The sequence below is a fragment of the Dyella lipolytica genome (genome assembly GCF_030160075.1).
GTDB classification, from domain to species: Bacteria; Pseudomonadota; Gammaproteobacteria; order Xanthomonadales; family Rhodanobacteraceae; genus Dyella_B; species Dyella_B lipolytica.
Genome location: NZ_BSNQ01000003.1, coordinates 657,944 through 679,866, shown reverse-complemented (window position 1 = coordinate 679,866; position 21,923 = coordinate 657,944). Strand labels below are relative to the sequence as shown.

The 21,923-nt window shown below is 58.7% G+C and carries 18 protein-coding genes; 9 read left to right on the top strand and 9 right to left on the bottom strand.

Annotated elements, in window-relative coordinates; all coding sequences use genetic code 11:
* The first annotated feature begins 79 nt into the window (after positions 1–79).
* Positions 80–925 (top strand): CPBP family glutamic-type intramembrane protease, encoded by an 846-nt coding sequence (locus tag QQL64_RS04615; protein WP_284396354.1) that lies wholly within the window; start codon positions 80–82, stop codon positions 923–925.
* Here the strand turns inward: QQL64_RS04615 and QQL64_RS04610 are convergent.
* On the bottom strand, positions 922–2,043 hold the full coding sequence (locus QQL64_RS04610) for a calcium:cation antiporter (protein ID WP_284396350.1): 1,122 nt from the start codon (positions 2,041–2,043) through the stop codon (positions 922–924). The genes QQL64_RS04615 and QQL64_RS04610 overlap by 4 nt on opposite strands.
* Before the next feature lie 237 nt (positions 2,044–2,280).
* Here QQL64_RS04610 and QQL64_RS04605 point away from each other — a divergent pair, with 237 nt between their 5' ends.
* From QQL64_RS04605 to QQL64_RS04575, 7 genes are all read left to right on the top strand, one after another.
* A complete protein-coding gene (locus tag QQL64_RS04605; protein ID WP_284396348.1) occupies positions 2,281–3,303 on the top strand; it encodes a glycoside hydrolase family 16 protein in 1,023 nt (340 codons plus the stop codon).
* Between the two features lie 68 nt (positions 3,304–3,371).
* A complete protein-coding gene (locus QQL64_RS04600) occupies positions 3,372–4,496 on the top strand; it encodes an aromatic ring-hydroxylating oxygenase subunit alpha (RefSeq protein WP_284396345.1) in 1,125 nt (374 codons plus the stop codon).
* Positions 4,493–5,794, top strand: coding sequence for an amino acid permease (locus QQL64_RS04595; protein WP_284396342.1), 1,302 nt, complete (start codon positions 4,493–4,495; stop codon positions 5,792–5,794). Before QQL64_RS04600 ends, QQL64_RS04595 begins: the two co-directional genes overlap by 4 nt.
* 375 nt (positions 5,795–6,169) lie before the next feature.
* Complete coding sequence (locus QQL64_RS04590) at positions 6,170–8,575, top strand: TonB-dependent receptor domain-containing protein (protein ID WP_284396338.1); 2,406 nt, start codon at positions 6,170–6,172, stop codon at positions 8,573–8,575.
* A 248-nt stretch (positions 8,576–8,823) separates the two neighbouring features.
* The gene (locus QQL64_RS04585) at positions 8,824–9,243 is read left to right on the top strand and encodes an RcnB family protein (protein WP_284396335.1); all 420 of its coding nucleotides are present in this window, start codon (positions 8,824–8,826) and stop codon (positions 9,241–9,243) included.
* Positions 9,244–9,917: 674 nt separating this feature from the next.
* Entirely contained in the window at positions 9,918–10,499 is a 582-nt protein-coding gene (locus tag QQL64_RS04580; RefSeq protein ID WP_284396333.1) for an acetate uptake transporter, read from the top strand.
* A gap of 45 nt (positions 10,500–10,544) precedes the next feature.
* Entirely contained in the window at positions 10,545–11,966 is a 1,422-nt protein-coding gene (locus tag QQL64_RS04575) for a porin family protein (RefSeq protein WP_284396330.1), read from the top strand.
* Between the two features lie 39 nt (positions 11,967–12,005).
* Here the strand turns inward: QQL64_RS04575 and QQL64_RS04570 are convergent, their stop codons facing one another.
* The 6 genes from QQL64_RS04570 to QQL64_RS04545 form a co-directional block, all read right to left on the bottom strand.
* Positions 12,006–13,529 (bottom strand): efflux transporter outer membrane subunit, encoded by a 1,524-nt coding sequence (locus tag QQL64_RS04570; RefSeq protein WP_345782626.1) that lies wholly within the window; start codon positions 13,527–13,529, stop codon positions 12,006–12,008.
* Positions 13,501–14,523, bottom strand: a complete 1,023-nt coding sequence (locus QQL64_RS04565; protein WP_284396328.1) for an HlyD family secretion protein — start codon at positions 14,521–14,523, stop codon at positions 13,501–13,503. Before QQL64_RS04565 ends, QQL64_RS04570 begins: the two co-directional genes overlap by 29 nt.
* A gap of 25 nt (positions 14,524–14,548) precedes the next feature.
* Entirely contained in the window at positions 14,549–14,746 is a 198-nt protein-coding gene (locus tag QQL64_RS04560) for a DUF1656 domain-containing protein (protein ID WP_284396326.1), read from the bottom strand.
* Positions 14,736–16,862, bottom strand: coding sequence for an FUSC family protein (locus QQL64_RS04555; protein WP_284396324.1), 2,127 nt, complete (start codon positions 16,860–16,862; stop codon positions 14,736–14,738). The genes QQL64_RS04560 and QQL64_RS04555 overlap by 11 nt, the downstream gene beginning before the upstream one ends.
* A 13-nt stretch (positions 16,863–16,875) precedes the next feature.
* Complete coding sequence (locus QQL64_RS04550) at positions 16,876–17,367, bottom strand: MarR family winged helix-turn-helix transcriptional regulator (RefSeq protein WP_284396323.1); 492 nt, start codon at positions 17,365–17,367, stop codon at positions 16,876–16,878.
* A 135-nt stretch (positions 17,368–17,502) separates the two neighbouring features.
* Positions 17,503–18,501, bottom strand: a complete 999-nt coding sequence (locus QQL64_RS04545) for an LLM class flavin-dependent oxidoreductase (protein WP_284396321.1) — start codon at positions 18,499–18,501, stop codon at positions 17,503–17,505.
* 151 nt (positions 18,502–18,652) lie between these two features.
* On the opposite strand from QQL64_RS04545, the gene QQL64_RS04540 reads away from it, so the two are divergent.
* Positions 18,653–19,033: a hypothetical protein gene (locus tag QQL64_RS04540; protein WP_284396320.1), complete on the top strand. Its 381-nt coding sequence runs from the start codon at positions 18,653–18,655 to the stop codon at positions 19,031–19,033.
* A 27-nt stretch (positions 19,034–19,060) separates the two neighbouring features.
* On the opposite strand, the gene QQL64_RS04535 is transcribed toward QQL64_RS04540, so the two are convergent.
* Entirely contained in the window at positions 19,061–20,083 is a 1,023-nt protein-coding gene (locus QQL64_RS04535) for a cupin-like domain-containing protein (protein WP_284396319.1), read from the bottom strand.
* Between the two features lie 178 nt (positions 20,084–20,261).
* Positions 20,262–21,908 carry a phosphoglucomutase (alpha-D-glucose-1,6-bisphosphate-dependent) gene (gene pgm, locus QQL64_RS04530; protein WP_284396318.1) on the bottom strand — a complete coding sequence of 549 codons (1,647 nt, stop codon included), beginning with the start codon at positions 21,906–21,908 and terminating at the stop codon, positions 20,262–20,264.
* Positions 21,909–21,923 lie beyond the last annotated feature (15 nt).

The window sequence follows — 21,923 nt, the reverse complement described above, 5'->3', positions numbered from 1 at the left end:
GAAAGCTGAAGTGAGCATGCCGGTGACCTGTATTCGCCGGCTATTTCTTGGTATTGGAACCCAGCAGGGGAATTGTGCCTTGAATACTAACGCGCCATCTGTCTTTCGCACGCCGGCCTGGTTTTATTTCGCCGTGGCATTCGCCATTAGCTGGATTATTTGGCTGTTCCCGGTTCTGGCTACCCGCGGTGTGCTCACGCTTTCGCGTACCACGCAATTGCTATGTCTGTTCGCCGGCTCGTTCGGGCCGTTCATCGGCGCCTTTATTGCGGTATATCGCGATGGCAGTTGGGGTGCGGTGAAAGAGTTCTTCGGCCGCAGCTTGCGCTATCGCATCGGGCCGGTCTATCTGCTTGCTGCCTTGCTCTTGATGCCGGTATTGGCCGGCATTGCCAGCTGGTGGCTGGCCCAACGCGGCGGCCCGCCGTATGCGATGCTGGTGCCGCTGGCACACTTTCCATTGCTGTATCTGGAACTGCTCTTTATCGGCGGCTCGGTCAACGAAGAATTCGGCTGGTCCTACGCCATCGACCGACTGCAGCAGGGGCGACGGCTGCTTCCCGCAGCGGTGATTCTCGGCGTGATTTGGGGTTGCTGGCACATCCCGCTCTTTTTCATCGCCGGCCTGACGCAATCGTTCATGCCGTTCTGGGCGTTCCTGACGTTCACCGTGGCATTCCGCGTGTTGATCGTATGGGGCTACGAAAACAATCGTAAAAGCATTCTGCTGGCCCTGCTCTTTCACACCGCCAGCAATTTCAGCTTCAACATGTACAACCTGATCGATCGCACACCGCAACGCGACGAACGTGGCTTTATAGCGTATTGCCTGCTCACGCTTTTCGTAGCAATAGCAGTAGCGCTTACGGCGCGCTGCTATCGACGGCAAGCAACACTGCTCGCTCGCAATGAAGGAAGCCGCTAACCCTGGAAGATCAAAAACAGATAGGCAGCAAACAGGATCAGGTGCACACCGCCCTGAAGTATGTTCGTGCGTCCACTGGAAAACGTAACCGTGCACAACACCAGTGTCAGTACGAAAAGCAGAAGATCCGTGTGTTCCAAGCCCAGCCTGACCGGATGGCGCGTCACCTCGCTTATCACGATGATGGCGGGGATGGTCAACCCGATGGTCGATAACACCGAACCGAGAAAGATATTCATGGATCGCTGCAGATTGTTGTTGCCGGCGGCACGCACCGCGCCGATGATTTCCGGCGTGGCGACGAGCACCGCCATCGCGAGACCGGCAAGGGCGGCAGGCTTGCCCATGGTTTCAACCACGTAATCGACGGGTGGCGCCAGCTTTTCCGCCAGGTACACAACCAGCGCCATATAAATGGCCAGCAACACCACATGTCGAAAAATTCGCGTGTCGCCAGAATGACCGACTGCGACGTCCGACTCGGCGACCTCATGCTGCACCGTGAAGTACGCGCGATGCCTGCTCGTCTGCAGCAGTAGAAAGGCCATGTAGAGTCCGAGCGATACCGTGGCGACAAACGTCTTTTGCGGGAGAGAAAGCCTTGGCGGCCCAGATGCCGTGACGATGAAGTCCGGCAGCACCAGACATAGCACGCCAAGCGGAATAATGACGCCAAGGTAGGTGTTAGCGCCTTGAAGGTTGTAGTACTGCTCGCGATAACGCCAGCCGCCGAACAATAGCGAAAGCCCTACCATGCCGTTCAGAACGATCATGGTCACTGCAAACAAGGTATCGCGCGCCAGTGTCGGGTTGTTCTCCCCGTGCAACATGATCGCCGTAATGCTGACGACCTCGATCGACGTAATGCAGAGCGTGAGAATCAGCGTGCCATAAGGTTCGCCCAGCCGTTCGGCGAGGTGCTCGGCATGGCGCACGACGGCCAATGCAGAACCCAGCACGACAAAGAACAACCAGAAAAAAATCAGGGCAAGCCGATAGAGATTGGACAATCCGCTCAATAGCGTATCGCCGAACACGAAGAACGCGACGGTAGTAAGTACGCTGAGTATGAGAAACCGTTCGCTGCGGATCAGCGTCAGCACGCCAGTGATGTGCATGGCATTTCCCCCGTCGCGTGAAGCGAATCGTTACAGGAAACCAGTGGCCAGAAGCGTGTGTCGTTGCGCCACGAAGGGTAAATACGCCGCCGCCCTGTGTCAAAGCCGATGTCCCGAAACAGGCATTCTTGGGCTACAGATTTGCTTCTGGAAGCCGAACACATTAAACATGCCCGTAGGGACATTCCTCCGATTCATGCATTTGGCCTTCGATCGGGCCCGTGATAGCTGAAGTTTATGCAGACAAAGAAGAGCACCACTCGCGCCCGCACCCTCGCTGTCACGGCAGGTGTCTCCGTACTGGCAGGCTTGATCGGCTCCCCCAGCCTCGCATTGGCCGTCGACATTCCCGCCCCACCAGGCTGGGAGCTGCAATGGGGCGACAACTTTTCCGGGCCCGCTGGATCACTGCCTTCAGCCAGCAACTGGCGGATCGACACCGGGCACTCCTACCCGAACGGGCCCGTGAACTGGGGCACCTCCGAGGTCGAAAGCGATACGAACGATCCCGCCAATATTCATCTGGACGGAAAAGGTCATTTGTTAATCACCCCGCTGCGGGATGCCAACGGTCAGTGGACGTCGGGGCGAATTGAAACCCTGCGCGACAATTTCACCGCTCCCGACGGCGGCATGTTGCGCATGGAAGCGCGTGTTCAAATGCCCGACGTGACCGGTCCTCACGCACTGGGTTACTGGCCCGCGTTCTGGGCACTGGGCAGCAATTACCGCACGACCATGGCGTGGCCGCAGGCTGGCGAGTTCGACATCATGGAGAGTGTCAACGGGCTCGATGCGGCGTGGGGCATCCTGCACTGCGGCACCAATCCAGGTGGTCCTTGCGGTGAACCTGTTGGCATCGGTAGTCGCCTGCCCTGCCCGCACGAAGCATGCACCGCGGGACCCCACACCTTCACTTTTGAGTGGAATCGCAGCGTCACGCCGGAACAGTTGCGCTGGTTCGTCGATGGACAGCTGGTCAATCAGGTCGCCGAGAATCAGCTTCCGGCAGAGACCTGGCGCGAACTCACGCAACAGCGCGGCTACTTCTTGCTGTTGGATGTCGCGGTGGGCGGCGGTTTTTCGTTTGTGATGGCGGGCTGGAAGCCAACGCCGACGCCGGAGACCGAGCCTGGACACGCCATGGTCGTGGACTATGTCGCGGTGTGGACCCGTCAAGGTTCGGGCAATAAAGTCCTGGCGCCGTCGGAAATGGCTGCAGACGCTTCCAAAGAACCGCCTGTCGTATCCAAGCGTTAGTGCTTTGACGGCCTGCTTCATAAACACACAGGATTCGCGCCAAACCCCTATCCATCGAATGCCGTTCGATGAATACTCGGTCATCGCCGCTGCAAAACCTGGCCATGACCGAACTACTTTCCGCCGCCGCCCTTACTCCGCAACAGCTCGATCACGCGTTGACCTTGCCGGCCCGGTTCTATACCGACTCGCGCATGCCCGCACTGGATGCTGCCGCCATCTTTGCGCGCAGCTGGCAGCTGGTGTGTCATCAATCGCAGTTGGTTGGCGTGGGCGATCATGTAGTCACCGAGATTGCCGGATTGCCGTTGCTGATCGTGCGCAGCGACGAATCGAGCATTCGCGCGTTCCATAACGTGTGCAGGCATCGTGCAGGACCGATCGCCAGTTGCGACGGGCGCGGCGCGCAGTCCTTGCGCTGCCGCTATCACGGCTGGACGTATGGGCTGGATGGCGTGCTTCGCGGCGCACCGGAAATGGGGCGTACGCCGGATTTCAATCCCGCCGACATCCGTCTTCCCGAGGTTCGCGTGCATGTCTGGCAAGGGCTGGTTTTCGTTGCGATCGGCGAAGCCCCGCCGTTCGAGGATTTTGTCGCCGGCATCGATACACGCCTCGGCCCGCATCGCGCGTTGCATGGCTATGAATTCCATCACCGCGCGAGCTACGACGTGGCCTGCAACTGGAAGGTTTACGTGGACAACTACCTGGAGGGCTACCACGTACCGCATATCCATCCCGGCCTGAACAGCCTGCTCGACTATCGCAGCTATATCACCGAGACGGCCGAGTGGTATTCGTTTCAGTTCAGTCCACTGGAAAGCGGGGACGATCTCTACGGCAGCGGCGAAGCGTTGTATTACTTCCTGTATCCGAACGCGATGCTCAACATCTTGCCCGGCCGGCTGCAAACCAACCGCGTGCTGCCGTTGGGCGTCGATCGCTGCCGGGTGGAATTCGATTTCTATTACACGCCTGACGGTAGCCAAGAAGCATTGGCCCGACGCACAAAAGATGTCGAGTTCAGCGACGAAGTGCAGGATGAAGATGTAACCATCTGCGAGGACGTGCAGCGCGGACTTGCCTCCGGTTCGTACGAAGCCGGACGCTTGAATCCATTGCGCGAGAATGCAGTGCATCACTTCCACGAAATCGTGCGCCGTGCTTACCGCGATTCGCTCGCCCACACATGAGTAACAGCCCACGACCGCTTGGACAGTGGATGCTGATCGCGCTGGTCATCGGCAACATCATCGGATCGGGCGTGTTCGTATTGCCGGCGGCGCTGGCTCCCTACGGCGCCGCGAGCCTGCTCGGTTGGGCACTGAGCCTGGGTGGCGCGCTGATGCTGGCCTTGGTGTACGCATGGTTGTCACAGATCATCCGCAACCATGGTGGAGCTTACGCCTATGCACGACGCGCATTCGGCGATCGCGTCGGTTTTGTCGTGGCGTGGAGTTACTGGGTCTGCGTATGGTCGGCGAATGCTGCGATTGCGGTGGCATTCGCCGGCAGCCTCGGCTCAATATGGCCGATGGCAACTGCCACGCCGCTGCGTGGCGCGCTGTGTGCGCTGGGCGCGCTGTGGATCTGCACGGCAATCAGTCTGGCCGGTGTGCGCGAGGCGGGCCGCACCGCTATCGTGACCACGTTGCTCAAGCTCGTACCTCTGGTCGTATTCGGTCTGCTCGGATTGGGCTTCGTGCATGCGAGCGCCTTTACACCATTCAATCCCAGCGGTCTGCCTTTGATCGGCACCACGACGTCAGTCGCCGCACTGACGCTATGGGCCTTTCTTGGCCTGGAAACAGCCACTGTGCCGACCGACGTCGTCAGCGATCCACAACGCACGGTTCCGCGCGCCACGATCATCGGCATGACCATCGCGGGACTCGCCACCATGCTGGCGTGCACGGTGGTCGTCGGCATGCTTCCGGCCGATGTGCTGCACTCGTCGGCGGCGCCGATGGCTGAAGCAGCACGGCGCGTGTGGGGTGATGCGGCGGGCGTGGCGATCGGGGTGGTCGCCACTGTTTCGTGTTTTGGCGCGCTCAATGGATGGGTATTGCTGCAAGCGCAAACCACGTTAGCCGCTGCGCAGGATGGTTTGTTTCCCAAGCCCTTTGCACGCCTGGATAAACGCGGCACGCCGTGGATCGGGCTGCTGATCAGCAGTGTTCTTGCCAGTGCGCTGATCGCCTCCAATTACAGTCGCACGCTGGTGGCGCTTTTCACCTTCACCATTCTGCTATCCACCGCAGCCACCCTGCTCCCTTACCTGGTGACGGTTCTGGCGTGGTGGCGGATCGATCCCGCAGCCCACTGGCGGCGGCGACTGGTTGCCATCGGCGCACTTGCTTTCAGTCTGTGGGCCTTGATCGGCACCGGCGCGGAGTCGTTGTTATGGGGTGCGGTGCTGCTTCTCGCCGGATGGCCCATCTATCTGTGGCAGCGTTACGCTGCAACGCAAGCCGAAAGTTTAAATACATAAGAAACGATCTCTGGCCCCATCGTTCCGGCTAACGCCGCACCATTGCGAGTGCCCTCGTTCGCCGTCCTAAGCATTTCGTAAGCCTCAAGATGCATATTTGCCCATCGGGGCTTTCACTAATTCGTCTCACGATCGCGCTTTCGCGATCGCTACGTCACGGTCTGTCTCATCGATGACCGCGCTTTGTGCTGCGTGTATTTCACCGCCAGCACCCAAGGATATGCATGCGCACTCGCCGGTAGTACGTATCGGCGACACGCCGCTGCGCATCATCGTGCTGACATAAAACCCCTATAGCGTTCCATCTCTGGCATGCCGATTCGTGCTTGCACGAACAGATACACACATCGCTTCCATCGATTGGACACCTACCCTATGACGAAGATCTCGATCAGCAACGAACGCAATCGCTGCTTTCCACTTCAGCGTATGCTGACCGTCGCCATTTGCTTGGGCATGTTTAGCGGGGCCGTCACATCGTCGGCCTATGCGGCGGGTCAAGACAATACGCAAGACGGATCAAGCGCCTCCACCAATGCCGGCGCACCTTCTCAGACCAAGCCATCTTCTAAAGACAAGGCGATTGAGCTCAGCGGCGTATCGGTAACGGCCGCCGTGCAAAACACTGTGCCTCCGATTGCAACATTCACGCAAAGCGTGATCGACGAAGACACCCTGCGCAATCTGTCTCCGGCGCCTACCGTGACCGTGCAGACGCTGCTCAATCAGCAACCGTCGATCTTCGCCTATGCCAACGGGCCGAACGGGGTGGAAACCAACATCTACCTCCGCGCCTTCAACTCCAGCCAGTTCTCGGAAACATTCGACGGCGTCGCCCTCAACGATCTGTTCAATGGCGGCGTGACTAATCAGGCGGAGAATCGAAACAACGTCTTGTTGATACCGGGCAATCTCCAAACGATCGATATCTATCGAGGCATCAACAACCCCGCCGTCAATTCGTATAACTCGCTGGGCGGCACGGTCAACTTCGTCCCCCGCCAGCCCGACGACACGATGAACGGCACCGTGGGTACCAGTTACGGCAGCTTCCACAGCTACGACTTCCACGCCACGTTTAACACCGGCGACTGGAACGGCATCAAGCAGGTGTTCTCCATCGATCACAACAGCAGCCGTGGCTGGATCGACAACACGGGCGATCACAACAACAATTTTTACTGGGGCCTGACGTACGCCTTCGACGAGAACAACACGCTCTCCAACTACTTTCTTTACAACGTCAACAAGGGCTTCTCGCCTTTCAACATACCTGTTCCGCTGATGCAACAGTTCGGCCGCAACTATCAATGGCCGCTCGACTGGACGAATTCGCCGATCAAAGACACCAACTGGATGGACATCATCGATTGGAAATCCAAGTTCACCGACGACATCCAGTTCCAGAACAAGCTGTTCTTCGGCCGCAACGAATATCTGCGCACGTCATTCTCGAATCCGCTTTACCAGCAGAGCGCCACCCAGCCGTACAACCTCGAAGACGATCCGAGTTCGTACGCTTTCTGGCTAAACAACCCGAACGGCCCGACGTACGACCCTGCCGCTGAATTCGGCTCCGTCGAAAATGGTACGGCTTATCACTTTTACGGCTATACGACGACAGGTATCGGCGACTCTCCGTCATTGACTTTCAATCTTCCGCAAAACGAAATCATCGTTGGCGGCAATGTCACCTACGGTGAATTGCATTCGCGTGAATACTGGTACGGCACGTCGCCCATGCCGCTGGTCGATGGCTATAACGATACCTGGGACGAGCACGATCGCCGCACCCTCTACTCGGTGTTTGCGCAAGACACCATCTCGCTCTTCGACGGCACGTTGCATCTGACACCGGGCGTGAAATACATCTACGCCAATACCGCGGATCGCGACACCGTTGGCATTTACTATCCCATTGCAGGTGAAGTCAGCGACACCGAGCATTTCCTCTCGCCCACCTTTGGCGTGAACTATGAGGTGCTGTCCGGCCTGAATGTCTATGCATCGTATGGCAAGAATTTCAAACTGCCGGACATATCGGCGTACTACGGAGCCTTCCAGACCGACGCCAATGGCAACAACACCATCGTTCCACCCAAGGTCAAGCCCGAGTATGTAAAGGACTTCGAGGTAGGTGCGCGCTATCGCATCGGCGGCTTCAGCATCATGCTGAACGGCTATCGGGAAAACTTCACCAATACGTTCCTCTCCGTCACCGATCCGACCAGCTTGCTGTCTACGGTTGAAAATGGCGGAAGCTCCCGCTACCAGGGCGCGGAACTGCAGCTGCAGAACGACTTCGGTCAAACCGCGGTAGGCGACCTCAGCACGTATTTCAACTACGCGCATAACCAGGCCAAGTTCACCTCGACGTTCAACTCCGATTTCGCGGGCCAGGTCACGTCCGGCCAGCCGCTCGCCGGTGTACCGCAGAATCTGATCAGCGCGGGGCTGGTGTGGAAACTTCAGGGTTGGCGTTTCAATGTCGAGGGGCGTTTTGTCGACAAGCAATACATCGATCAGCTGTTTGCCGGCACGCCTACGGCATCGACCATCAAACCTTATGCGGTCTTCAATATTGGAGTAAGCGATACGGTGCACTTTGCGGAATCGGGCTTTGGTCAGCAGGTGCGATTTGGCCTGAACGTAGACAACCTGTTCGATCGCCAGTATCTGAATACCGCATATACCGACACCGACTACTTTGGCAATAACTTCATCCGCGGCATCATCGCGCCGCCGCGCATGATCACAGGAAGTGTCGATGTGAGTTTCTGATTGCCAGGATGCTCGTAGACGAGAGCATCCCTCAGCTCATCGTCCCGGCTTGGGCCGGAACGATGAGCGTTTGTCTCCCAAAACACGTGACTGAAATCGCAATTTCATGAACGGATGAATAGCACGGCTGCAGACTCGCTTTGCCAGGCTGCCGCCGTTCAGGTGCGTGCTTTAGTCTAAATCCTAAGGCTTGCTGGTGGTCCGCCGAGCGCGGCACAGCGAGTCAAATCAAACCAGGGAGGCTCTTCATGAAACGTCTTTTTGTTGCGCTGGCGTCATTGTTCGTTCTCGCCATTTCGGTCAACGCCATGGCAGCTCCGGTACAAGATCAGGATCACGACCATGACCATGGTTGGAGCGATGATCATGGCCACGACCACGATCACGGCCACGACGACCGTGACCACGGCCGCGGCGACGATCATGATCGCGGACATGACGATCATTACGACCACGGCCGACACGGTGGCTGGGATAGGCACTATGGACGCGGCGACCGTCTGCCGGAACGCTACCGCGGCCCCGACTATTACGTCGACGACTATGCCCGCTACCACTTGTACGCACCGCGCCCGGGTTATCGTTGGGTTCGCGGCGACGACGGTCAGTTCGTGCTGGTCGGCATTGCCACAGGCATCATCATTTCGGAAGTACTGTACGGCCATTGATTCGGCATAGCTTTGGCGTGAGCCATAGCGATTGACTAGACATGGGCGGAGATGTTCGCGGATACGACATCGGCGAAATCATCTCCGCCCTTTCTATGTGGGACAGGCCTGTCGGCAGGACCGCTACGCAAATGCCAGTTATTCAGCCATTTGCAGCGAAGAGTGCAGGCAGCACGGGAAGCGGCGAATACCGCCGCAAAAGATTTCTCTTTTTCACGTGCCATAGCCGTCATATTTCGGTAAAGTCCGCCTGGTCGCGCGGACTTTGCTGATCGGCTGATCGCCACACTGCATTGCAGCAAAAACGGTTTTACGGCTAGCTGCGCGTTTGCAAAAAAGCTTCGCTTTTTTGAAGAGGGAGGAGCCCATGCTGAAACTGGCGCGCACCCTTATGACGACAGCACTCCTGCCGGCACCAAGAGCCGGCCTTCGTTCGTGCCCGTCATTCCGTTCTGCGTCGAGAGCGATCTAGCGCTCAAACCCGAGGGACTTCAGGACTTCAACGAAACCGCGACGACCGCGCCGATCGATTCGGCGAATCGTCGTTGCGTAGCACGAAACCGGTGCGGGGTGGGGAAACGGCTAAGCACCGGAGCCACGAACTCAGGGAGCCACAACGCTGCGAATAACGCGGAGTACTCACGCCATACCAACTTTTTGGGGAGGTTCCTGCAATGAGCAACGAACAGGCAGTCACGCGATTCTCGAATCCGGCGCCACTGGGTTTGGCAGGTTTCGCACTGACGACGTGGTTATTGAGCATGATCAATGCTGGCTGGTTCAGCGGCGACGCGATGAATATGGTGCTCGCGGTTGCATTGGCTTATGGAGGAACGGCGCAGATCATTGCCGGTGTGATGGAATTGCCTCGCGGCAACACATTCGGTGTCACAGCATTCGTGAGTTACGGCGCGTTCTGGTGGTCCTTTGCTCTATTTGTACTGTTTCTGCACGACAAAGTACCTGGCGCATTCGTCGGTTGGTATCTGTTTATGTGGGGCGTGTTTACGTTCTATATGTGGATCGGCTCGTTGCGTGCTGCACGTGCCCTGCAGTTAGTTTTTCTCGCCTTGTGGATCACCTTCTTCCTGCTGGCCGCGGGCGAGTGGACGGGTATGAGCGGATTACATGTTGCCGGAGGCTACATGGGTCTCATCACGGCCTTGCTAGCGTTCTACCTGTCTGCAGCCGAAGTGATCAACGAAACGCACCAGCGCGTGGTCCTGCCCACCGGTGCGCCAGGTGCTTCCCGGTAATCCGGCGGCGATGTCACGACATCTGCATCCACAAGGGAGAATTCCATGAAACGACATGCTCTGTTTCTGGCCCTCGCTACCCTGGGCCTTACCGTGACCGTCCCAGTGTTCGCGCAATCCAACAGCAGGGATGCCGAAATCAAAGCGCTTAAAGCTCTGGTCGAAAAACAACAGAAGCAACTCAATCAGCAACAGCAGGATCTGGCCGACCTGCATGCCAGCCTTTCAAAGCTGGAAAACCAGCAAACCCAGCAGCAGGCGCAGATCCAGCAAACGCAGGCACAGGCGCAGGCTGCTGTAGCGGCTGCGCCAAGTGCAACGAAGCCGGCCTTCACGAGCGCGCCGGGTGTATCGGTGGCCTTCAACGGTTTTATCGACGCCACCGCCTTCAGTCAGACTAAGAGTTATACCTACGGCAATGGCCAGAATGCCGAATATCCCATCCCGGGAACGAAGGGCAATCTCAGTGGCGTCGACATACGTAACACCCGCTTTTGGTTCGATCTGACCGGCGCCAAAGTAGCCGGCGACTGGGTCGGAGGGGCGCGTCTGGAGATGGATTTCTTTGGCGGCAACAACGGCACCGGCGCTTATTCCCAACAACAACCGATACCGCGACTTCGTCAAGCCTATATGGTGCTGAGTAATCCAGTGACCGGCAGCACGATCAAGGTGGGTCAAATGTGGGATCTGATGTTCCCACTGGACGATCTACCGGAATCGCTCAGCCATATCGCATTTCCACTGGGCTATGGCTCGGGCATCATCGGTTGGCGCTTCCCTGGCGCCATATGGTCGCAAGACCTCAACCATGGTTCGCAAGGTCCACAGTGGCGACTGGACCTCGGTGGCTTTGAGGGCAACTGGAACGGTCCCGGCAGCAACATCAACTATCTGACGGCGGGTAATGCCGGTTTCCGTCCGCAGGTCGAAGCCAAGTTGCATGTAGAAGTAGAAAAAGAATGGATGCTGTTCCTGGCCGCGCACTACAGCCAGATCAACTTGAGCGGTGTGGGCGGCACCGAGCCGACGCCGGTGAAGCGCCAGTTCTCCAGCGAAGCTGTCGAAGTTGGCGGTGCGTGGACGCCTGGGCCGTGGGTATTCAGGAGCGTGCTCTACACAGGCAAGGGGATCGGCGAGATCTTCGGTGACCTCTCGCAGTTCGGCGACATCAAGGACACGGGCGGTTACGTGTCAGGCGGTTACAAGTTCACGCCCAACTGGAGCGTCAATCTGTTCTACGCCATCAGCAAACCCAACGCGCACGACGTGATCCGATGGATGGGCAACGGTTCGACGGGCTTGCTGAAAGCCCACTCGTACGCGACGAATCTTGAGTATACGGTCGGTGACTATTCGTTCGCGTTGGAATGGATTCACGCCATCCTCAACGACACGACCAACGGCACCAATCGCGTTGCGACCAGCGGCAATCAGGTCAACTTGAGTGCGTTTTATAAATTCTGACGTTATATGCGCCGCGGGCCAGGGAGGGCCCGTCGCCGGTCAGCGCATGGTGTTCTGGTTCATGGCTCCGCTGGATGCGTCGGCGCCGTAACCACCACCCAAAGCATCGATAAGACGGATAGAAAGATCCGCCTGCTGGCTTTCCAGCGCTGCAAGCTGTTGCTCGGCAAGCAGCAGTTGCTGGCGACTGATCAACGGTGTCAACGGGCCGTTCACGCCGCCTTTGTAGCCCGCCATCGCATCTTGCCAACTCTTGCGGGCATCGACTTCGGCGCGCTTCTCGAGCGCGATCTGCGTGCGCACCGACGCCAACGCGGAGACCAGATCGGACACCTGATTGAGCGCACCGATCAATAAGGTGTTGTAACGCGCGACAGCCTCGTCATAGCCTGCGTTTGCCGCAGCCAAATTGGCGCGCAAACGGCCTCCATCGAAAATCGGCAAACTCAAAGCAGGAGCGACCGCGTAGGTGCGCGCGGGCAACTGGAACACATTGGTACTGCCGCCGACGGCAACGAATCCCGCCATCGCGCTTAGGCTGATATTGGGAAGGAACTGAGTTCGCGCTGCCTTGATGTCCCTCGCGGCAGCTTCGACGCGCCAGCGAGCGGCAACCAGATCAGTACGGCGACCGATCAGATCCACCGGCAACGCGTCGGGTAACGCAAGCTGACCCAAATCAAGCGAGCCCGGGCGGCCAATGCTCAAACCGCGATCGGGCCCCTGCCCCAGCAACACCGAGAGACTGGTTTGCGCAGCGATGATGGCGCGATCGGCCTGTGCTTTTTGCTGTTCGGCGCTGGCGGCTTCCGAGTCGGCCAAGGCTTCCTGCTGTGGCGTACCCAGACCGCCGGCAACCAGGCGACGTGTCAACGCCAGGTATTGCGACGTCCGTTGCTGCTCGCGTTCGGCCACATCTTGCTGTGTGAATGCGTAGCCCAGGCTCACATAAGCGCGCGCGACATTGACTGACAATTCGATGCGCGCGGCATAGGCATCGAGTTCCGCGGCGTGACTGCGGCCGAGCGCCGCTTCCCATGCTGCGCGCTTGCCACCCCAAAGATCGAGATCCCACGAAAAACCCGCAGTGACGGATTTGCTCCAGGCGAAGGTACCGATGGCATACGAGGGATAAATGGGATCCTTGCCGGACAGCCGCGCGCCCGTGACACTCGCATCGAGTTCCGCCTGCGGTGCGCGCGCTGCGTTCAGACTGTCTGCGGCCGCTTCCGCCTGCCTTGCGCGGGCCTGAGCCTCATCAAGACTGGGGTTGGTTTTCAACGCTTCGTCGATCAGTGAAGACAGCTGCGGATCGCCGAAACCGATCCACCAGTCTTTTTTCGGCCACGCGGTCGGACTCAACGTCACATTGGCAAGGCTTCGCTCGCTCCTGAGGCTGTTCGGATCGATCCTGGCACCGGTAGGATGCAAACCACCTGGCGTGACGCAGCCCGCTAACGCAAGGCAAAGCGTTGTGGCGAGCGCGGTGTTCTTCAAACTAGTCATGGTGATCATCGCGATACGCATCGGTCGTTCACCGTGAAGCAGCGGCAGCGTTGCCATGTTCGTCCGGATGCACAATCAGGGTCGCCGTCATGCCTGCTACCAGTACCGTTCCAGCCGGCATGTGCTCGGCATCGACACGCACCCGCACCGGCACCCTTTGCGCTAGACGCACCCAGTTGAACGTGGGATTGATATTGGCGAGCAGATCGTTCCCGGTGGGATTGGCGGCGTCGGTGATGCCGCGCGCAATGCTCTCAATCGTGCCATGCAGCTGCACGCCGCCGCTCATCAGACGGATATCCACCGGATCACCTACATGTAGGTGCGGCAGTTTCGTCTCTTCGAAATATCCGTCTATCCAGTAGGAGTCGCTGTCGATCAGCGCGAGGCGCGGCGCACCGACGCTGGCGTAATCGCCGACGCGTACAAGCAGGTTGGTAACGTAGCCGTCAACCGGCGCACGCACTTCGGTACGCTCCAGATTGAGTTGCGCCGTAGCCAACTCGACCTGCGCCTGTTTCACCGCTGCCATGGCCTGCTGCTGAGCGGCCTGCGCCTGTTCTTGCCCCGCTTGCGCGCGACTCACACCTGCACGCGCGGCGTTCGCGGTGGCAACGGCATTGGCGCGGTCTTCTGTGGAAACCACGTCCGCCAAATCCTGGCGACGTTTAGATTGCGCCGCATACATATCGAAGTTGGACTTGCTCTGTGCTGCGCCGGCCGCGGCCGCATCGATATTGGCGCCAGCCGCGCGCACTGCGGCCTGCGCTGCAGCGAGATTCGCCTTGGCCTGATCGACGGCATCCTGATAACGCGCATGATCGACGACGAACAACACATCGCCCTTCTTCACCGTCTGGTTATCGCCGACGTTCACCTGGGTCACCAGACCGGAAACATCCGGTGCGATGCGCACCACATAGGCGCGTATTCTCCCATCGCGCGTCCAGGGCGAATACATGTAGTGCTTCCACAGTGCGTGCGCGATAAGCACGGCGAGCAGCAACACGATGGCAGTGAGAGCAACGCGGATATAAAGGGCAATTTTCATAAGGTTTGGTGTGAAATCTTCGCCATCAATAGAGCAGCAGCGCAATGCTGCCGAAAATGCAGACCATGAGCGCCAGCCGGAACAATGCCGGATGCCAGACAAAGCGATACAGACCGAAACGGCCGATCACCGTATCGATGAGCAACAACAGCCCCACCGATATCACGAACCACACCAGTAGCCCCGGCGCGAATGCACCACCCAAAGCAATTTCACGTGGCATGGCTCACTCCTGCGGCATGGGCTCCTGGTGGCATGTATTCGGCCAGCACGGATTGTTCATCGAGCAACGCCATGCGAAGCAGATTCAAATGGTCGAGCAGCGGACGAGCCATGCCGAGTTTTCCGGCTTGGTCGATCGCCGCCCTGATGGCATCGCGCGCTTGCAGATAACGGGCGGCGCTGGGTTGTTCGTAAAGCTGCGCAAGTGCGTGAATCGTCGCATCGATGGTGCTGTGGATATCGTCGGACCATTGGCTTTCCGACATATCGCTGCGCAACTGGATCACTGCGCGGCCGGTTTCGTTTACCGCAAGCGCCCAGGCAAACAAGGACCTGGAATCCTTGCTGCCACGTTCGGTCTGCGCCACGATTTGACCGAAAAGATCGTGATTCACACTCTCGAAGCGATGACGAAGACCTGGCAGCGGTGCTTCCGCCGCCATGCTCACCTGTCGGCGCAGCAGTTCGAACTGATGACGGCGGAACCAGGGCGTTCCGAACGTTGATGGCACAAAGACAAATGCAACCATCGCGGCGCCAAGACCTATCAAGTCCGCGATCGCATCGTTCGTGAAGTGCACGATATCGAACACCATCTCGTTCTTCGCAACGAGGGTGATGGCGAAACCCAGCGTATATCCCGTACCGACAACTGCCAGTGGCGGCCAAGCCATCATCGCCACACCCACCATCAGACAAGGTATGCAACCGGCGACGAACAGACCATAGCCATCCATGTTCGGAAGCACGACGAACTGGCAAATGAAACTGGCCGTTATGCCCATGAAAACACCCACGAACGTCGCTTTAAGAGCCCTGGTCGGATTCGGTATTGCCGCGAACAAACCTGCGAATACGGTAGCCAGAAGCATCGCCGAAGGGCCGAAGGGCCACGCGGATGTAATCCAGAATATCGACAGCAATGCCATGGTCATGGTCGTGCGCAACGTGGCAAGTCCGGCGCTGTAGAAATCGTTGCCGCGCGTAAAACGCACTCGTTCGGCCGAACCGGGTATGCCGCCCGGTGTCTGCAACAGCGCCGCGGTATCGACGTATGCATGGAGCTCTTCGGCAAAGCGGTGAATCAGATTGGCGCCGGTATCGAAGTCGCGCACGTCGCTTTCGGCTGCCAGGCTGCCGCGTACAACCTGTGCCTGTGCGTCCATGGTCCGTTGTGCCGCTTCCAGTTGCGGCAACAATGCAATGGCGGGCATGGCCGGATCGACCGGGGTATCCAGCGCGACGGCAATCGGGTTGTAGAGGGCAATCAGTGCCTGGGCCGGTACCTCGTGTCCGTTTCGCTTCAGGCGATTGATGAGGTGATGCAGCGATTGCAGGCTGGTCGAAGCGGCCATGAAGCGCTGATTGAGGAGCAACATATGGCCACTGCGAGCGCGTGCCTCCGGATTTTCGAAGATCACCGAGCTGCGCAAATCTTCCAGAGTCACCGCATCGCGCACAAAGCGCAGGTGAGCATTTTCGATATCGCTCCGCGCGATGCGACCGCACATGGTCCGCTGAACGAACTGTATGAAATGCGCAAACTGGTCGCGTGCCGTCCGGCGCAACACCTCGCGAATGTGAACCGGAAATACAACGTCGCTGACGACACCGGAAACCGTGATCCCCAGAAGCACTTCGCTGATGCGTGCAACCGCTGAATCGAATACATCGGGCGGATGGTCGATCACCGGTAGTGCAACGATGGCCGCCGTATAGCCACTAAGCACGAATGCATAGGATTTGAAGTTGCGGTACAGCGCTGCGCCGCCGGAGCAAATACCTACCCACAGCGACAGCGCAGCAAGAAACAGCACGCGCTGTTGCGGAAAGAGCGCGACAATCAAGAGTGCGGCCGAGGCACCGCAAAGCGTGCCGATCGCCCGATAGAAACTCTTGGCCAGCACCATGCCCGACTGGCGGTTGGCAACGATGATGGTCGTTATCATTGCCGTGGACGGCTGCGGCAGCGCCACACGCATGGCGATCCAACCGGTAATGAAGAATGCCAGCAGAGTCTTGGCCACGAACAGCCACGTGTCGGATTCGGCGCGCAAGCTCGCCACGACAATTTCACGCGTCGTAGGCGTCACTGCATTGACGTCGGTTACGGACATGACGGTGACGGCCTCAGTCTGCCAATCCGCTCAGGAACTTCTTCAACAACTTTTCGAGCTGAACCTGCTCAGAGATCGTCAGGTGACGTCCCTGCCTCGCCAGCAACCCGCAGATGTCAGGAAGTAAACTTTCGATAGCCGCCAACCCTTGCGGTGTCAAGCTGAGTTCAACCTTGCGCCGGTCGTCGGCGCTTGCGCTGCGGGAGATCAGTCCTTTTTCGCTTAGTTCGTTGGTAAGCCTGGTGATGTTGGCGGACTTTTCTCCCGCAACATCCGCCAGCTCCGATGGCGACATCGTACCGCTCGTCGTACCGTACAGCATCATCAGCAAGTTGTACTCGGGATGATTGAGGCCGTAAGGCTTGAGCAAGGCATTCGCCTCGTCGTGCAACGCCTTATAGATGTGCGTGATCAGGCGCACCAAGATGCCGGGACGGCGGGGAAAATCGGGATAGCGGCGACAGGTCACCGACAATCGCTGCTCGGTGGAGGCGAAATCGGTCATGGGAGGGCCCATGTCGTTTAGTTACATTTATTATATAAATGTACTATTTATTTGTAAATGAATTTGTAGCGCCGGGCTCGCGATCACGCCGCCAACTTACGAGGCCTGGCATGCAGCCGAGGCCTGGACGGGCGTCTAGGCGTCCGCCGCCAACTGTAGACGCGCTTGTGCGGCCAATTCGAACGAACGCTTTCGCGCCGCATGGTCGAAGACGTTAGTCGTCAGCATCAACTCATCCGGACGATGCCGCGCGATGAATGCGGCCAACCCCTCCCGCACTGTGTCGGCGTCACCGACGATGGCGCAGGCCAGTGCCCGCTCGACACCGTACCGCTCAGTGGGCGTCCAATAGGTTTCGATATCGTCGATCGGCGGCGGGATCAATCCCGGTCGGCCGCGCCGCAGATTGATAAAGCTTTGCTGCTGCGTAGTGAACAAGCGTTTTGCCTCGCGGTCGGTTTCGCTGGCAACGACGTTTACACCGAGCATCGCGTAGGGCTGGCTCAAACGCGCGGAGGGTTTGAAATCGCGACGGTAAAGCATCAAGGCTTCGTCCATCGCGTCCGGCGCGAAATGCGACGCAAAGGCAAATGGCAGACCGAGCGCCGCCGAAAGCTGCGCGCTGAAGAGACTGGAACCGAGCAACCACACCGGCACATCCACACCGGCGCCGGGAACTGCGCGCACTGCCTGGCCAGGCGACGCCGGCTCGAAGAACGCGAGCAGTTCTTGCACATCGTTTGGAAATGTTTCCGCACCGTCGTAGTAACGCCGCAAAGCGCGTGCCGTCGCCTGATCCGTGCCCGGCGCGCGGCCCAAGCCAAGATCGATGCGTCCCGGATACAGCGACGCCAGCGTGCCGAACTGTTCCGCCACCTGCAGCGGCGCATGATTGGGCAGCATGATGCCGCCCGCCCCTACTCTGATCCGCGACGTTCCGCCGGCCACATGCCCGATCAGCACAGCCGTCGCCGCGCTGGCGATACCTGGCATGTTGTGGTGTTCGGCGAGCCAGTAGCGCTGGTAACCGAGGTTCTCGGTCCATTGCGCAAGGTCCAGCGTATTGGCGAAGGCTTGCGTGGGCGTGTTCCCTTCAGTGACTGGTGCGAGATCGAGTACAGAAAAGGGAATCATGTGGCGTCCTCGTTAACGTAGCCTCTATGTGGGGGCCTGCGTCGTAATTTCCAGAGAGATGGCGTTGGCCGCTTTTTGAAAAAAAGCTGCCGCTTGCCTCCCGCGTTGCGATGGCGGACGCTAGACAACACGGGAAAGGGGAACGGAGGATATGAACTACAAAGGGCTGCGCACGCTGCTCATCGCGCACGGGCTGGTCACCCTGGCCGCTGCCGTCGTGTTGGTGATCGCTCCCAGCCTGATCCCAAGCATCATCGGGATCCATCTCGAACAAAACGCTCATGTGATCGCGTATCTACTCGCAGGCGCAGAATTCGGCATAGCCGTCCTGTCGTTTGGCGGTAGTCGCTTGACGGACCCGCAAGCGCTCCGGCTTGTCGCCTGGAGCTGCATGGCCTTCCACGGATCGTCCGGTGTGCTCGAAGCCTATGCCTATGCTCGCGGTGCGAGTGCTGTCATTCTGGGCAATGCTGCCGCTCGAGTAGTTATCGTAGCCTTATTTGCGTACTTCTCGAAAGAGAAGAACGCTTAGTTGGCGTTGGTACGACAACGCCACCGTTCAGAACGCCTGCTGCTGCGGATACTCGGCGGTGAAATCGTTGTCCCAAAGAAAATTGGTAAACGACACCGTCACCGAAGTATCCAGACCTTCGACGAAGTGCCAGCAGCCGACCGGAAGAAACAGCACCTCGCCAGGATTCAGCGTACAGGAAAGAACCTGCACATCGTGCATGCGCGGATAACGTTCAAGATCGATCTGCCGTCCATCCACATGCGTAAAGCAATGCTCGTGGTTGTACACATGACCCACCTCGCAAGCAGGCATCAGCAATACGCGCTTGCGCCCTAACACCTGCGCCATAAAGTTGTTGGTGAGGTCGTGATGGAACGGCGTGATCGTGCCGGGCGGCCCGAACCACAGGAATCCCTGCGTAGAGCCTTCACTGGTCAAATACTCGGGAATCTGCACGATGTCCTGCCATAACTCGGCTAGCGCCGTGCGATTCAGTCCTTCGTTGTACGCCGTCATATAGAAATCGTTGCTGCGCCCGGCGTTGCGCACCAGTTCGACATAGTCGCCGAACAACATGGTCTTGCGATGCGCTGTCTTGCGCAGTTCGTACTGGTCATCGGCATCGCGGCCGAACTGGATTTCCACCTCACGGTCGCCGCAACGATCCTTGAAGTAGTCGAGTCCCCACTTCGTCATCGCCGGCCAATCTTCCATCATGCCGGTGATGATGACCGGACGGCCCGCGGAGTAATACGCGTCGAGGAATTCTGCGCGCGACAACTTGTGGCGCCGCGGTACCTCCGCGTCGCGCAGACGATTCATCCGGCGCTGGTTGTCGAGCACCCAGTCATGCTTGGCGAGGCGGTTCTTCAGCCGTTGCGCGCCCAGTAGATAGGGGCTCGCCAGCGCCTGCTGAAGTTCGTGCACGGCTTCCTCGTGCGGAATACCGGCGCGGAGCATCTGCTCGTAAATGCCCTGCGGCGGACCACCCAGCAGCAGGTTTTCGGCAATCCAACGGCGCCACTCGTTATCGACGTGGACAACCGGCCTCAATTCGACATGAGCCATGACACCCCTCGTTGATCTTGCTAGGCAAACACGTTGACGAGCTTAGCGCAGGCCCTGAAACGATGATGTGGATACTGTCGACGGATTTGCGACCTGGCGGAGCCCTGCCCGGCGCCGTTGCCAGCGGGCAATGAATAACTTTAATTATGTATTATAACTATATGTTATATATAACTTTTTAAATGAGAGCTGCATCCACGATCTTCTGCGCTTCCTGCAAGATCGCCTGCAAATGCGCCTCGCTCGTGAAGCTCTCGCCGTAGATCTTGTAGATCTCCTCGGTACCCGACGGGCGCGCGGCAAACCAGCCGTTGGCCGCTATCACCTTGATACCGCCGATGGCGGCATGGTTGCCGGGCGCGCGATCGAGCACGAGCTCGATCTTTTCACCAGCCAGCTGCTGACTTTGCAGCTGCTGCGGCGACAGCTTCGAAAGCTTCGCTTTCTGCTGCGCATTGGCGGGCGCATCGATACGACTGGAATACGGCTTGCCGAGCGCATCGGTCAATTCCGCGAAGAGTTGGCCCGGATCCTTGCCAGTTCGCGCAGTCATCTCTGCGGAGAGCAGCGCCGGCACGATACCGTCCTTGTCCGTAGTCCAGACGCAGCCATTGTGACGCAACATCGATGCACCGGCGCTTTCCTCGCAGCCGAAACCCAGCGAGCCTTCGAACAACCCATCGGCGAACCACTTGAAGCCCACCGGCACTTCATAGAGGGTACGGCCAAGTCGCTGGGCCACTCTGTCGATCAACGAGCTGCTGACGACGGTTTTACCGACGCCCGCTTTGTCACTCCATTGCGGGCGGTGGCGATAGAGGTAGTCGACCATCACGGACAGATAGTTGTTCGGCAGCATCAATCCACAGCTGCGCGCCACCACGCCGTGACGGTCGTGATCGGTATCGCAGGCGAAGGCAACGTCATACTGATCTCTCAGCCCGATCAGGCGCTGCATGGCATAAGGCGACGAAGGATCCATGCGGATCTTTCCATCCCAATCCACCGTCATGAAGCGGAAGGTGGGATCGACAGTCTGGCTGACGACAGTAAGGTCGATGCCATAGCGCTGTGCGATCGGCTGCCAGTAGTGCACGCCGGCGCCACCGAGCGGATCGACCGCCATATGCACGCCGGCATGGCGGATCACATCGAAGTCGATGATGTTCTTCAGATCTTCGACATAGTGGGTGAGGTAGTCGTGTTCGTGCACCCGGCTCGAGTGTCGGGCTTGCGCAAAACTCATGCGCTTGACGCCGCTTAGTTGGTTCGACAACAGCTCGTTGGCGCGTTGCTGGATCCAGCCGGTAACGTCGGTTTCGGCGGGTCCGCCATTGGGCGGGTTGTATTTGAAACCGCCGTTGTCGGGTGGATTGTGCGATGGCGTAATCACGATACCGTCGGCCAACCCATCCTTGCGGCCACGGTTGTAAACGATGATGGCGTGCGAAATAGCGGGCGTCGGCGTGAATTCGTCGCCGGCGGAAACCATCACCTGCACATCGTTGGCGACCAACACTTCCAGCGCACTCTCGAATGCCGGCCGCGAAAGCGCATGCGTATCGATGCCGATAAACAAGGGACCGTCGATACCTTTGTGCCGGCGGTAGTCGCAGATGCCCTGGGTGATGGCCAGCACATGCCATTCGTTGAAGCTGCGGTCGAACGAGGAGCCGCGATGACCGGAGGTGCCGAAGGCCACGCGCTGAGAGACTTCGGCGGGGTCCGGGCGCAGATCGGTGTAGGCATCCAGCAGTTTCTGCACGTCTACCAGCATGCTTTCCAGTGCAATCTTTCCGGCCTGTTTGTCGACTTTGGCGTTCACGTGCGTACAGCCCTC

Bases quoted from the DNA above. Each gene is read 5' to 3' on its own strand.
- QQL64_RS04545 (WP_284396321.1), bottom strand. From the start codon at position 18,501: ATGATTCCCTTTTCTGTACTCGATCTCGCACCAGTCACTGAAGGGAAC.
- QQL64_RS04600 (WP_284396345.1), top strand. From the start codon at position 3,372: ATGAATACTCGGTCATCGCCGCTGCAAAACCTGGCCATGACCGAACTA.
- QQL64_RS04560 (WP_284396326.1), bottom strand. From the start codon at position 14,746: ATGCCACGTGAAATTGCTTTGGGTGGTGCATTCGCGCCGGGGCTACTG.
- QQL64_RS04580 (WP_284396333.1), top strand. From the start codon at position 9,918: ATGAGCAACGAACAGGCAGTCACGCGATTCTCGAATCCGGCGCCACTG.
- QQL64_RS04575 (WP_284396330.1), top strand. From the start codon at position 10,545: ATGAAACGACATGCTCTGTTTCTGGCCCTCGCTACCCTGGGCCTTACC.
- QQL64_RS04550 (WP_284396323.1), bottom strand. From the start codon at position 17,367: ATGACCGATTTCGCCTCCACCGAGCAGCGATTGTCGGTGACCTGTCGC.
- QQL64_RS04605 (WP_284396348.1), top strand. From the start codon at position 2,281: ATGCAGACAAAGAAGAGCACCACTCGCGCCCGCACCCTCGCTGTCACG.
- QQL64_RS04590 (WP_284396338.1), top strand. From the start codon at position 6,170: ATGACGAAGATCTCGATCAGCAACGAACGCAATCGCTGCTTTCCACTT.
- QQL64_RS04555 (WP_284396324.1), bottom strand. From the start codon at position 16,862: ATGTCCGTAACCGACGTCAATGCAGTGACGCCTACGACGCGTGAAATT.
- QQL64_RS04610 (WP_284396350.1), bottom strand. From the start codon at position 2,043: ATGCACATCACTGGCGTGCTGACGCTGATCCGCAGCGAACGGTTTCTC.
- QQL64_RS04570 (WP_345782626.1), bottom strand. From the start codon at position 13,529: ATGGCAACGCTGCCGCTGCTTCACGGTGAACGACCGATGCGTATCGCG.
- QQL64_RS04535 (WP_284396319.1), bottom strand. From the start codon at position 20,083: ATGGCTCATGTCGAATTGAGGCCGGTTGTCCACGTCGATAACGAGTGG.
- QQL64_RS04585 (WP_284396335.1), top strand. From the start codon at position 8,824: ATGAAACGTCTTTTTGTTGCGCTGGCGTCATTGTTCGTTCTCGCCATT.
- QQL64_RS04595 (WP_284396342.1), top strand. From the start codon at position 4,493: ATGAGTAACAGCCCACGACCGCTTGGACAGTGGATGCTGATCGCGCTG.
- QQL64_RS04540 (WP_284396320.1), top strand. From the start codon at position 18,653: ATGAACTACAAAGGGCTGCGCACGCTGCTCATCGCGCACGGGCTGGTC.
- QQL64_RS04565 (WP_284396328.1), bottom strand. From the start codon at position 14,523: ATGAAAATTGCCCTTTATATCCGCGTTGCTCTCACTGCCATCGTGTTG.